This is a genomic window from Salinarimonas chemoclinalis (assembly GCF_041514305.1).
Lineage (GTDB): Bacteria > Pseudomonadota > Alphaproteobacteria > Rhizobiales > Beijerinckiaceae > Salinarimonas > Salinarimonas chemoclinalis.
In genome coordinates this window covers 329,160-340,607 of record NZ_JBGMWH010000002.1, presented here as the reverse complement: position 1 = coordinate 340,607, position 11,448 = coordinate 329,160, and the positions used below count along the sequence as shown (strand labels likewise).

Genomic DNA, 11,448 nt, shown 5'->3' with positions numbered 1-11,448 from the left:
CCCGCATGCTCCTCCAAGCCGCCCTCAACGGCGCCCGCACCCGCGCCGAGCACCCCGCGGTCCCGCTGACGCCGGAGGACCTCGCCGCCGATGCCGCGTCGGTCGTCGCCGCGGGGGTGGGCGCGCTGCACGTGCATCCGCGCGACGATGCAGGCGTCGAGACGCTGGAGCCCCGGGCAGTCGCGGCGGCGCTGGACGCGATCCGCGCCGCCTGCCCCGGCATACCCGTCGGCGTCTCCACGGGCGCCTGGATCGCGCCCGGCGGCGCGGCGAGGCTCTCGGCGATGCGCGGCTGGCGGGTCGAGCCGGACTACGTCTCGATCAACCTGTCCGAGAACGATGCGCCCGAAGTCGCGGCACTCGCCCAGGAAATGGGCATCGATATCGAGGCGGGCCTCTGGTCGCGCGGCGACGTCGCGCGCTTCCTGCACGAACCGTGGGCGCACCGGGTGCTGCGGGTTCTCGTCGAGATCAACGAGCAGGGCGAGGACGAGGCGCTCGGCGCCTTCGAGGGCGTCGTCGCCGAGCTCGACGAGGGCGGCTGGTCGGGGTCGATCCTGTCGCACGGCCTCGATACCGGCTTCTGGCCGCTCCTGCCCGCCGCCCTGCGCGCCGGGCACGATCTTCGCATCGGGCTCGAGGACGTGCTCGTCCTGCCGGACGGGTCTCCCGCCCCCGGCAACGCCGCGCTCGTGCAGGCGGCGCGCCGCCGTTGCACGGTCGCGGGATGAGTGCCAAAGTCGCTCACCCCCAGAACAAGAGGTCGTCATGAGGACAGGGACTTCGCTGATCGCCGCCGTCGCGGCGCTCGCCATCGGTGCGACGGCTGCCGTCGCGCAGCAGGACACCGCCAGGGTCGGCTTCATCTACGTCGGCCCGGTGGGCGACCACGGCTGGTCCTACCAGCACGACCAGGGCCGCCAGGCGGTCGAGGCCGCGTTCGGCGACCGGGTCGAGACGACCTTCGTCGAGAGCGTGCCGGAATCCGACGCCGAGCGCGCCATCGAGCAGCTCGCCCGCACCGGCCACGACATCATCTTCACGACCTCCTTCGGCTTCATGGAGCCGACGCTCGCGGTGGCCGAGCGCTATCCCGACGTGAAGTTCGAGCACGCCACCGGCTACAAGCGCGCCGACAACCTCGCCACCTACGCGGCGAAGTTCCACGAGGGCCGCTACATCATCGGCCAGATCGCCGCGCGGATGTCCGAGAGCGGCGTGATCGGCTACGTCGGCGCCTTCCCGATCCCGGAGGTCATCGCCGGCATCAACGCCTTCATGCTCGGCGCGCAGTCGATCGACCCGGACATCGAGCTGCGCGTGGTGTGGGTCAACTCCTGGTACGACCCCGCCCGCGAGGCCGACGCCGCGACCGCGCTCCTCGACCAGGGCGTCGACGTCATCACCCAGCACACCGACAGCCCCGCCCCGCTCCAGGCGGCCGCGGACCGCGGCGCTCTCGGCTTCGGCCAAGCCTCCGACATGGAGCGCTTCGCCCCCGAGGCGCAGCTGACCTCGATCATCGACAACTGGAACGACTACTACGTCCAGCGCGTACAGGCGGTCCTCGACGGCACCTGGGAGAGCGGCGACGTCTGGGGCGGGCTCGACTCCGGCATGGTCGAGATGGCCGAATACAAGAACATGCCCGACGACGTGAAGGCGATGGCCGAGGCGACCGAGGCGGCGATCGCGTCGGGCGAGCTGCACACCTTCACCTGCCCGGTCTTCATGCAGGACGGCTCGGAAGTCCCCTGCGAGGGCGACGGCGTGCTCTCCGACGGCCAGATCCTCGGCATGAACTTCTACGTCCAGGGCATCGACGCCCAGCTGCCGAACTGAGGCGCGCCGCGCGCGTCCCGGCACCCGCGCGCGCGGCGTTCGACGCCGCGCGCGCTCTCACGACGACGACGACACCGACGAGAACGCCGAGGGAGCGCCCGATGAACCCGACGCTCTGCGAGGAGGACGTGCTCCTCGCGATCGACGTGCAATACGACTTCCTGCCCGGCGGGGCGCTCGCGGTGGAGAACGGCGATGGCGTGATCGCCCCGATCGACGCGCTCGCACGGCGCTTCGCCAGCCACCGCGGGCACCTGGTGCTCACCCAGGACTGGCACCCGCCCCACCACGCGTCCTTCGCCTCGAGCCATCCCGGGAAGACGCCGTTCGAGACGATCGAGATGCCCTGGGGGCCGCAGGTGCTGTGGCCGGACCATTGCGTCCAGGGTTCGCGCGGCGCCGAGATCTCGCGCGCGCTCGACTGCGCGACCGCCGCCGAGCTCGTCATCCGAAAGGGCTTCCACAGGGACGTGGACAGCTACTCCGCCTTTCGCGAGGCGGACCGTCGCACCCAGACGGGCCTCGCCGGCTATCTGCGCGAGCGCGGGCTCGAGCGCGTCTTCTGCGTGGGGCTCGCCACCGACTTCTGCGTCGCCTGGACCGCTCTCGACGCCCGCGCGGAAGGCTTCGAGACCGTCGTCGTGATCGACGCCTGCCGCGCGATCGACCAGGACGGCTCGCTCGCGAAGGCGCTCGCCGACCTGGAGCGCGCCGGCGTCACGATCTGCGAGACGGGCGACCTCCTCGCCTGAGGAGATCCGATCCAACGATCGGGGCCGACGAAGGGGGTGGAAACGCGCGGCGAGCCCGCGTAAGTTCGCGGCGAACGACAGCGAAAAAATACGAACGCCGAACGACGAGCGACACCCATGTCGCCGCCCCGCGAACCCGGAGGACGCCTCGTGAGCCGCTACACCCTCGCCATCGACCAGGGCACCACCTCGACCCGCGCCATCCTGTTCGACGACCACATGCACGTCGCGGGCATCGCGCAGCGGGAATTCGCGCAGCACTACCCCGCCTCCGGCTGGGTCGAGCACGAGCCGGACGACCTCTGGGATACGAGCGTCGCCACCGTGCGCGAGGCGATGGCGGGCGCGAGCGTCGGCCCGGGCGACATCGCCGCGATCGGCATCACCAACCAGCGCGAGACGGCGCTCGTCTGGGACCGCCGCACCGGCGAGCCGATCCATCGCGCCATCGTCTGGCAGGACCGGCGCACCGCCGCCTTCTGCTCGAAGCTCAAGGCCGAGGGGCGCGAGCCGCTGATCACGGCCAAGACCGGGCTTCTCGTCGACCCCTACTTCTCCGCCTCCAAGATCGGCTGGATGCTCGACCAGGTGAAGGGTGCACGCGCCCGCGCCGAGCGCGGCGAACTCGCCTTCGGCACGGTCGACACCTATCTCCTGTGGCGCCTCACCGGTGGGCTCCACGTCACGGACGCGACCAACGCCGCGCGCACGCTCCTCTACGACATCCACGAGAACCGCTGGGACGACGAGCTGTGCGCGATCTTCGGCGTGCCCCGCGCGATGCTGCCGGAGGTGCGCGATTCGGCCGGCGACTTCGGCGAGACGCTGCCGGATCTCTTCGGCGCACCGATCAGGATCCGCGGTGTCGCCGGCGACCAGCAGGGCGCCACCATCGGCCAGGCCTGCTTTACGCCGGGCATGGTGAAGTCCACCTACGGTACCGGCTGCTTCGCCGTGCTCAACACCGGCGAGACGCCCATCGCCTCGCGGTCGAAGCTGCTCACCACGATCGCCTATCGGCTGAACGGCAAGACCACCTACGCGCTCGAGGGCTCGATCTTCGTCGCCGGCGCGGCCGTGCAATGGCTGCGCGACGGGCTCGGCCTCATCGCCGAGGCCTCGCGGAGCGGTGCGATGGCGGAGGGGGCGGACCCGACCCAGGACGTCTACCTCGTTCCCGCCTTCGTCGGGCTCGGCGCGCCCCACTGGAACCCGGACGTGCGCGGCGCGCTCTTCGGGCTCACCCGCAACACCGGCCCGCGCGAGCTCGCCCGCGCGGCACTGGAGAGCGTCTGCTACCAGACCGCCGACCTGCTGGAGGCGATGCAGGCGGACTGGGCCGAGCACGCGCCCGCGGGCGGCGAGACGGTGCTGCGCGTCGACGGCGGCATGGTCGCCTCCGACTGGACGATGCAGCGCCTCGCCGACCTCCTCGCCGCCCCCGTGGATCGCCCGGAGGTGAAGGAAACCACCGCGCTCGGCTCGGCCTACCTCGCCGGGATGGACGTCGGCTTCTACCCGCCGCCCGAGCAGTTCGCCGACCGCTGGCGCCTCGAGCGCCGCTTCGAACCCTCCATGTCCAACGACGAGCGCGGAAGGAAGCTCTCCGGCTGGAAGGACGCCGTGCGCAAGCTCCTCGCCTGACGCATCCCGGGTGCGTTGACGCGCGCGCCCGCTTGGCCTAACCGCCGGGTGCGCGCAGGCGGGGACCGCGCGGGGACGGAGGAGCTCGATGACGAAAGCGCAGATCGCAGCGGTCCTCGACACGATCGTCAAGCAGCAGCTCGACGATTGCGAGCGCGCGATCAAGGCCGGCCAGCGCACGATCGCGCTCAACGAGCTCGCCGACGCCGTCGCCCAGCTCAAGCAGCTGGCCAAGATCGTCAAGAAGTCTTGAGTCGCGGCGAGCCCGCCCCGCCTCTCGGCGCGACCTCCCCACGCATCCGCACGTCGGACAGTCTGCTCCGCGCGGGCCTCACCGGCGCGCGACACGCCCGATCGCGAGCCCGAGTCCGACGGCGACCGCGGCGGTCGCGACGGCCGCGCCGATCCGCACCTGCGGACCGGGAAGGCGCATGGCGGACGCCTTGGCCTCACGGCCGAACGGGCCGCGGGTGCGGTGGAGCGCGCGGTCCGCCGGCCGGTAGAGGTTGCCCTCCGGAGACACCCGACGCCGCGTGCCCCCCTCGCGCATCTGCCCCTCGACGGCATTGGCGGCGAGGTAGCGATCGGCGAGGCCGGGCGCGAGCGCGTTGCCGATGATGGCCATCGCCGTCACGCCGCCGAGCCACCAGGCGCGCTCGGGCGAGCGGATCGTCCGGACGATGGCGTCGGCCGCCGCCTCCGGCTCGTAGACGGGGCCGGACGGTCGCGGCGCGCGCGGCATGCGCGAGCGCGCCCACTCGAACTGGGGCGTGTCGACGCCCGGCAGGTGCACCTCCGTCACCGCGATGTCGACGCCGTCGTGGCGCAGTTCCGTGCGCAGCGAATCCGAGAAGCCGACGATGGCGTGCTTCGCGCCGCAATAGGCGCTCTGCAGCGGGATGCCGCGATAGGCGAGCGCGGACCCCACCTGCACGACGATGCCGCGCCCGCGCGGGCGCATCGAGCGCAGCGCCGCGAGCGTGCCGTGAACCGCGCCGAGATAGGTCACCTCGGTCACGCGGCGGTACTCGTCGGGCGTCGTCTCGTGGACCGGCGAGAAGACCGTCACCATCGCGTCGTTGATCCACACGTCGATCGGCCCGAAGGCGCGCTCCAGCGCCTCCGCCGCGCGGAAGACACCGTCGGCGTCGGCGACGTCGCAGGGCAGCGCCAGAGCGTCGCCGCCGCGGATGCGGACCTCCTGGGCGACGTCCTCGAGCGCCTCGGCGCTGCGGGCGAGAAGCCCGATGCGCGCGCCCTCGTGCGCGAGCCGCAGCGCCGTCGCACGCCCGATCCCGGCCGACGCGCCCGTCAGCATCACGACCCGTCCGCGCATGTCCTCGAGCCCGTCGCGCATGATCGCCTCCTTCCGCCCCATCCTCGGCCACGCCGCGCGCCGCCTCGGTCCGAACAATGAGCGTACGGGCACGGTCGTTCCCGATCGCGCCGGATCGCACCGCATGCCGTCGGCCCCGCCATCGCTTCGCCGCCGGGCCGTGAAATCGTGCGCGAATGGAAAGACTGTCGTTTCATCTTTTTAAATGACGGTGTGTGACGCTGTGCTACAGTTCTGATTCTCGTATCGAGGTCCGAAGCGTTGCGATGCACGAAGCCCGTGCCTACGTGAGTGCGATGAAGAAGAACGACAAAACGTCCACTGCGCCACGCAAGCAATGCGGCGCGCTGCCGTTCCGCCTCGACGATTCCGGGCGCATCGAGGTCTTGCTCGTCACCTCGCGGGAGACGCGTCGCTGGGTGATCCCGAAAGGCTGGCCGATCCGCAAGCTGCGGCCGAACGAAACAGCGGCGCGCGAGGCCTACGAGGAGGCGGGTCTCGCCGGCGACGTCTCGCCCGAACCCTACGGCGTCTTCACGTACGACAAGCGTCTCAAGTCGCGCAGCTTCGTGCCCTGCACGGTCGACGTCTACCTGATGCGCGTCGCCAAGGAGCAGAAGCGCTGGCCGGAGCGCGACGAGCGCGAGCGGCGCTGGTTCGACGCGCAGACCGCCGCCGAGCTGGTCGACGAGCCAGAGCTGTCCGATCTCATCGCCGCGCTGCCCGGCCGGCTGGAGTTCGTGACGGCGGAGCGTACCTGGAAGACGGCGGGCGGCCGTCGCTGAAGCGCGCCTTCACGAGCGCGTGAGCGGGCGGGACACGCGCGCGGAGCGTCCCATAACGACGGCGGGCGTCGCTCGAACGCCGGCCTTCTGGGAGACCACCCGCCATGACCGATCTCACCCGCCGCGCGATGCTGGCCGCTCCGGCCGTCGTCGGCGCCGCCGCCACCTTCGCGACCGCGCGCGGCGCGCGCGCACAGGGCACCGACGGTCCCGACGCCTCGATCCCGGTCTTCCGGTACCGCGTGGGCGACATCGAAGTCTTCCCCATCTACGACGGAATGCGGGCCTTCCCGCTCCAGGACGGCTTCGTCACGAACGCGTCGCTCGAGGAGGTCCAGGCGGCCTTCACCGCCGACATGCGGGCGACCGACGCGATCGAGAATCCCTTCACCGCCACGCTCCTGCGCATCGGCGGGCGCAACGTCCTCGTCGACACCGGCAACGGCCCCCAGGAGGGCGAGAGCCCCGTCGGCCGTCTCGTCGCGGGCCTCGCGGTCATCGGCGTCGCACCGAGCGACGTCGACACGGTCGTGATCTCGCACTTCCACGGCGACCACATCTCCGGCCTGCGCGGCGCCGACGGCGCGCCCGTCTTCCCCAATGCCGAGACGCTGGTCCCCGAGGGCGAGGCCGCCTACTGGCTCGACGAAGGCGAGATGTCACGCGCGCCGGAGGGCCGCCGCGGCGGTTTCGAGCGGGCGCAGGCGATCTTCGCCGGCGAGGATCTCGGGATGCACACCTATGCCGGCGGCGACGAGCTCGCGCCCGGCATGGTCGCCGTCGACGCGCACGGCCATTCGCCCGGGCACATGGCGTTTCGCGTGCAGTCGGGCGGCGACGGCCTGCTCCTGATCTCGGACGCCGCGCACCTGCCCTTCCTCTTCGTCGCGAACCCGGACTGGTCGGTGCGCTTCGACATGGACCCGCAGATGGCCCGCGAGACCCGCCGCCGGCTCCTCGACGAGGCCGCCGCCGACCGGCTGATGATTGCCGGCTACCATTGGGGCTTCCCGAACGTCGGGCACGTCCGCCGGGCCGGCGGCGGCTTCGAACTCGTGCGCATCCCGTGGCCGGGCTGACGGGCGGAACTCGGCCGTAGACGCGTGCGTTCGATCGTCTTTGGCGAGGTCTCGGATGCCGAAGGAACCCACGCGGGCGCTCAGCGACGTGCTCGACCGGCTCGAGCAGACGGCGCACGACGAGAGCATCTCCGTCGAGGAGGTGATCGAGCACCTCGGTACGAAGTCGTTCGCCGCCCTGATGCTCGTGTTCTCGTTGATCTCGACCTCGCCGGCGAGCGCGATCCCGGGCCTCACCGCGACGGTGGCGGTGATCGTGTTCATCCTCGCCGCGCAGATGATGCTCGGGCGCGACAGCGTCTGGCTGCCGGGCTTCGTCACCCGGCGCCGGATGTCGACCCGCAAGCTGTGCGAGGGCGTCTCGTGGATGCGCCGGCCGGTGCGGTTCGTCGAGCGCTTCCTCGGCGCGCGGCTGACCGTCCTGCTCCACCGGCCCTGGCTCTACCTGCCGCTGACCCTGATCCTGGCGCTGAGCCTGTTCATGCCCTTCATGGAGATCGTCCCCACGTCTGGGTCGATCGCGTCGGCGGCGATCGCGCTCTTCGCCGCGGGGATTCTCGTGCGCGACGGCGCGCTCGTGATCGTGTCGCTCGTCGTGCTCCTCGCCGTTCCGATCGCCGCCTGGCAGCTCGGCTTCGCCGGCTGAGCGCCGCACCACCCGTCAGCTCCGCGCCACGCCCTCGATCGCCTCGGCGATGCGGCGAAGCTGTGGCGCCAGCGGGCTGGTGCGCCGCCAGACCATGCCGATCGTACGCGTGGGTTTCGGGTCGTCGAAGGCGGTGACGCTCACGGAGGCCGAGCGCGTCTCGACCGACACCGCCATCTCCGGGATGAGCGTGACGCCGATGCCCGCGCCCACCATCTGCACCAGCGTCGAGAGCGAGCTGCCGTCCATCAGCTCGCGCGGGCGCGGCGCCTCGCGCCCGCAGAACGAGAGCGCCTGCTCGCGGAAGCAATGGCCCTCCTCGAGCAGCAGGAGCTTCATGCGCGCGAGCGTGTCCGGCTCCGGCACCGGCTCGCCCGCGTCCGCCAGCGGACGCACGAGCACGAAGCTCTCGGAGAACAGCGCCGTCTCCTCCAGGCTCGGCTCGGAGACGGGCAGCGCGACCAGCGCCGCGTCGAGGCGGCGCTCGGAGAGCTCGCGGATCAGGGTCGGCGTGATCGACTCGCGGATGCGCACGTCGATGTCCTGGTAGAGTGTCGCGAGCCGCGCGACGATTCGCGGCAGCAGGTAGGGCGCGACCGTCGGGATGACGCCCAGACGCAGCGGCCCGGCGAGGCCGTCGCGCTCCGTGCGGGCGAGCGCCTCGAGCTCGTCGACCGCCCGCAGGATCTCGCGCACCCGCTCGCCGACGAGTTCGCCGAGCCCCGTCGGCGCGACCTTGCGCCCGCTGCGTTCGAGGAGCGAGGCGCCGAGCGTCTGCTCGAGCTCCTTGATCTGCATCGAGAGCGCCGGCTGCGAGATGGCGCAGGCCTCCGCCGCGCGTCCGAAATGGCCGTGGCGGAGCACGGCTTCGAAGTAGGAGAGCTGCCGCAGGGTGAGGGATGTCATCAGTTTGTCTTATCTCGCCAATCAGAAAATCCGACTTTACCTGATCGACCGATTGGAACTATGTCAAGCGGGAGCGAGGCGCCAGACACGGCGCCCCGCGTTCGATCCGGTGCCCCCGGCTGGATCGAGGAGACGGATGGTCGTATGATGCGAACCATCACCAATACAGGGTCGGACGACGGACCGGAGGACGAGATGGACGAGATCGGCAGCCTGACGAAGGGCGGATGCCCCGTCGCGCACGGCGTGCGCAAGGTCGGCAACCGCGACTGGTGGCCCAACCAGCTGAACCTGAAGATCCTGCATCAGAACACGGCCCTGTCCAACCCGATGGGGCCGGGCTTCGACTACGCCGCCGAGTTCGGCAAGCTCGACCTGCAGGCGGTCAAGAACGACATCTACGCGCTGATGAAGACCTCGCAGGACTGGTGGCCGGCGGATTACGGCCATTACGGACCGCTCTTCATCCGCATGGCCTGGCATTCGGCCGGCACCTATCGCACGGCGGACGGCCGCGGCGGCGGCGCCTCGGGCACGCAGCGCTTCGCCCCGCTCAATTCCTGGCCGGACAACACGAACCTCGACAAGGCCCGCTTCCTGCTGTGGCCGATCAAGAAGAAGTACGGCCGCCGGCTCTCCTGGGCGGACCTGATGATCCTCGCGGGCAATTGCGCGCTCGAGGACATGGGCCTGAAGACCTTCGGTTTCGGCGGCGGGCGCGTCGACGTGTGGGAGCCCGAGGAGGACATCTACTGGGGCTCGGAGTCCGAGTGGCTCGGCGACATGCGCTACACCGGCGAGCGTGAGCTCGAGCGGCCGCTCGCCGCGGTGCAGATGGGGCTCATCTACGTCAACCCGGAGGGCCCGAACGGCAGCCCGGACCCGGTCGCGTCCGGCCGCGACATCCGCGAGACCTTCGCGCGCATGGCGATGAACGACGAGGAGACCGTCGCCCTCGTCGCCGGCGGTCACACCTTCGGCAAGTCGCACGGCGCCGCGCCTGCGACGCACCTCGCCCGCGAGCCGGAGGCCGCCGACGTCGAGCTGATGGGGCTCGGCTGGAAGAACTCCTACGAGAGCGGCCGCGGCGTCCACACCATCACGAGCGGTATCGAGGGCCCCTGGACCCCCGACCCGATCAAGTGGGACATGGGCTATTTCGACGTCCTCTTCGGCTACGAGTGGGAGCTCGTGAAGAGCCCCGCCGGCGCCTGGCAGTGGGCGGCGAAGGACCTCGCCGAGAAGGACCACGCCCCGCAGGTCGACGGCTCGGGCGCGCGCGTGCCCCTGATGATGACCACGGCCGACATGGCCATGCGCATGGACCCGGCCTACGAGAAGATCTCCCGGCACTTCCACCAGAACCCCGAGGCGTTCGCCGACGCCTTCGCCCGCGCTTGGTTCAAGCTGACCCATCGCGACATGGGCCCGCGCGAGCTCTACCTCGGCCCGGAGGTCCCCTCCGAGGTGCTGGTCTGGCAGGACCCGCTGCCGGCGCGCGACTACGCGCTCGTGGGCGACGACGACGTCGCGGCGCTCGAGGAGAAGATCCTCGGCTCCGGCCTCTCGACGGCGGATCTCGTCTTCGTGGCCTGGGCCTCGGCCTTCTCGTACCGCGGCTCGGACAAGCGCGGCGGCGCAAACGGCGCGCGCATCCGCCTCGCCCCGCAGAAGGACTGGGAGGCCAACGAGCCTGCGCGCCTCGAGAAGGTCCTCTCGGTGCTCGAGGGCATCAAGGCCGAGTTCGATGCCTCGCGGACGGACGGCAAGAAGGTCTCGCTCGCCGACCTGATCGTGCTCGCGGGCACGGCGGCCGTCGAGAAGGCGGCGCGGGATGCGGGCCACGTCGTCGAGGTGCCGTTCGCGCCGGGCCGCGTCGACGCGACCCAGGAGCAGACGGACGTCGAGTCCTTCGCCGTGATGGAGCCGGAGGCCGACGGCTTCCGCAACTTCACCCGGGGCGCCTACGCGATCTCGCCGGAGGAGATGCTCGTCGATCGCGCGCAGCTCCTCGGCCTGACGGCGCCGGAGATGACGGCCCTCGTCGGCGGCCTGCGCGTCCTCGGCGCCAACCACGGCGGCTCGACCCACGGCGTCCTCACCGAGCGTCCCGGCATGCTGACGAACGACTTCTTCGTCAACCTGCTCGACCTCGGCACGGAGTGGGCGCCGGCGAACGAGGGGAAGACGCTCTACCAGGGCCGCGACCGGGCCACCGGCGCCGCGAAGTGGACCGGCACCCGCGTCGACCTCGTCTTCGGCTCGAACTCGCAGCTGCGCGCGTTGTGCGAGGTCTACGCCTGCGACGACGCGACCGACGTGTTCGTGCACGACTTCGTGAAGGCCTGGACCAAGGTGATGAACGCCGATCGCGTCGACCTGGCGTGAGTCACGAGACGGCGGGCGGGTGCGCTGCGGCGCCCCCGCCCGCCTCGTCCTTTCGGCCGGGCGGCGATCC

At 71.3% G+C, this 11,448-nt stretch carries 11 protein-coding genes; 9 read left to right on the top strand and 2 right to left on the bottom strand.

Annotation, left to right across the window (positions count from 1 at the left end; all coding sequences use genetic code 11):
* The first annotated feature begins 5 nt into the window (after window positions 1-5).
* The 5 genes from AB9M23_RS05400 (at window position 6) to AB9M23_RS05380 (ending at window position 4,491) form a co-directional block, all read left to right on the top strand.
* A complete protein-coding gene (locus AB9M23_RS05400; protein ID WP_372423133.1) occupies window positions 6-731 on the top strand; it encodes a 3-keto-5-aminohexanoate cleavage protein in 726 nt (241 codons plus the stop codon).
* 37 nt (window positions 732-768) lie between these two features.
* Window positions 769-1,842 carry a BMP family ABC transporter substrate-binding protein gene (locus AB9M23_RS05395; protein WP_372423131.1) on the top strand — a complete coding sequence of 358 codons (1,074 nt, stop codon included), beginning with the start codon at window positions 769-771 and terminating at the stop codon, window positions 1,840-1,842.
* 101 nt (window positions 1,843-1,943) lie between these two features.
* A complete protein-coding gene (gene pncA / locus AB9M23_RS05390; RefSeq protein WP_372423129.1) occupies window positions 1,944-2,594 on the top strand; it encodes a bifunctional nicotinamidase/pyrazinamidase in 651 nt (216 codons plus the stop codon).
* A gap of 117 nt (window positions 2,595-2,711) precedes the next feature.
* Window positions 2,712-4,238 (top strand): glycerol kinase GlpK, encoded by a 1,527-nt coding sequence (gene glpK, locus AB9M23_RS05385; RefSeq protein ID WP_372423127.1) that lies wholly within the window; start codon window positions 2,712-2,714, stop codon window positions 4,236-4,238.
* 88 nt (window positions 4,239-4,326) lie between these two features.
* Window positions 4,327-4,491, top strand: a complete 165-nt coding sequence (locus AB9M23_RS05380; RefSeq protein WP_372423126.1) for a hypothetical protein — start codon at window positions 4,327-4,329, stop codon at window positions 4,489-4,491.
* A gap of 78 nt (window positions 4,492-4,569) precedes the next feature.
* Here the strand turns inward: AB9M23_RS05380 and AB9M23_RS05375 are convergent, their stop codons facing one another.
* Window positions 4,570-5,595, bottom strand: a complete 1,026-nt coding sequence (locus AB9M23_RS05375; protein ID WP_372423124.1) for an SDR family oxidoreductase — start codon at window positions 5,593-5,595, stop codon at window positions 4,570-4,572.
* Between the two features lie 275 nt (window positions 5,596-5,870).
* On the opposite strand from AB9M23_RS05375, the gene AB9M23_RS05370 reads away from it, so the two are divergent.
* The 3 genes from AB9M23_RS05370 (at window position 5,871) to AB9M23_RS05360 (ending at window position 8,084) form a co-directional block, all read left to right on the top strand.
* The gene (locus tag AB9M23_RS05370; RefSeq protein ID WP_372423122.1) at window positions 5,871-6,359 is read left to right on the top strand and encodes an NUDIX hydrolase; all 489 of its coding nucleotides are present in this window, start codon (window positions 5,871-5,873) and stop codon (window positions 6,357-6,359) included.
* Window positions 6,360-6,463: 104 nt separating this feature from the next.
* The gene (locus AB9M23_RS05365; RefSeq protein ID WP_372423120.1) at window positions 6,464-7,438 is read left to right on the top strand and encodes an MBL fold metallo-hydrolase; all 975 of its coding nucleotides are present in this window, start codon (window positions 6,464-6,466) and stop codon (window positions 7,436-7,438) included.
* Window positions 7,439-7,493: 55 nt separating this feature from the next.
* Complete coding sequence (locus AB9M23_RS05360) at window positions 7,494-8,084, top strand: exopolysaccharide biosynthesis protein (RefSeq protein ID WP_372423118.1); 591 nt, start codon at window positions 7,494-7,496, stop codon at window positions 8,082-8,084.
* A 15-nt stretch (window positions 8,085-8,099) separates the two neighbouring features.
* Here the strand turns inward: AB9M23_RS05360 and AB9M23_RS05355 are convergent, their stop codons facing one another.
* Entirely contained in the window at window positions 8,100-8,990 is an 891-nt protein-coding gene (locus AB9M23_RS05355) for a hydrogen peroxide-inducible genes activator (protein ID WP_372423116.1), read from the bottom strand.
* A 195-nt stretch (window positions 8,991-9,185) separates the two neighbouring features.
* Here AB9M23_RS05355 and katG point away from each other — a divergent pair, with 195 nt between their 5' ends.
* The gene (gene katG / locus AB9M23_RS05350; RefSeq protein WP_372423767.1) at window positions 9,186-11,378 is read left to right on the top strand and encodes a catalase/peroxidase HPI; all 2,193 of its coding nucleotides are present in this window, start codon (window positions 9,186-9,188) and stop codon (window positions 11,376-11,378) included.
* Window positions 11,379-11,448 lie beyond the last annotated feature (70 nt).

Coding starts and splice junctions, on each gene's coding strand:
- AB9M23_RS05400 (WP_372423133.1), top strand. CDS start 6: ATGCTCCTCCAAGCCGCCCTCAACGGCGCCCGCACCCGCGCCGAGCAC.
- AB9M23_RS05395 (WP_372423131.1), top strand. CDS start 769: ATGAGGACAGGGACTTCGCTGATCGCCGCCGTCGCGGCGCTCGCCATC.
- pncA (WP_372423129.1), top strand. CDS start 1,944: ATGAACCCGACGCTCTGCGAGGAGGACGTGCTCCTCGCGATCGACGTG.
- glpK (WP_372423127.1), top strand. CDS start 2,712: ATGTCGCCGCCCCGCGAACCCGGAGGACGCCTCGTGAGCCGCTACACC.
- AB9M23_RS05380 (WP_372423126.1), top strand. CDS start 4,327: ATGACGAAAGCGCAGATCGCAGCGGTCCTCGACACGATCGTCAAGCAG.
- AB9M23_RS05375 (WP_372423124.1), bottom strand. CDS start 5,595: ATGCGCGACGGGCTCGAGGACATGCGCGGACGGGTCGTGATGCTGACG.
- AB9M23_RS05370 (WP_372423122.1), top strand. CDS start 5,871: ATGAAGAAGAACGACAAAACGTCCACTGCGCCACGCAAGCAATGCGGC.
- AB9M23_RS05365 (WP_372423120.1), top strand. CDS start 6,464: ATGACCGATCTCACCCGCCGCGCGATGCTGGCCGCTCCGGCCGTCGTC.
- AB9M23_RS05360 (WP_372423118.1), top strand. CDS start 7,494: ATGCCGAAGGAACCCACGCGGGCGCTCAGCGACGTGCTCGACCGGCTC.
- AB9M23_RS05355 (WP_372423116.1), bottom strand. CDS start 8,990: ATGACATCCCTCACCCTGCGGCAGCTCTCCTACTTCGAAGCCGTGCTC.
- katG (WP_372423767.1), top strand. CDS start 9,186: ATGGACGAGATCGGCAGCCTGACGAAGGGCGGATGCCCCGTCGCGCAC.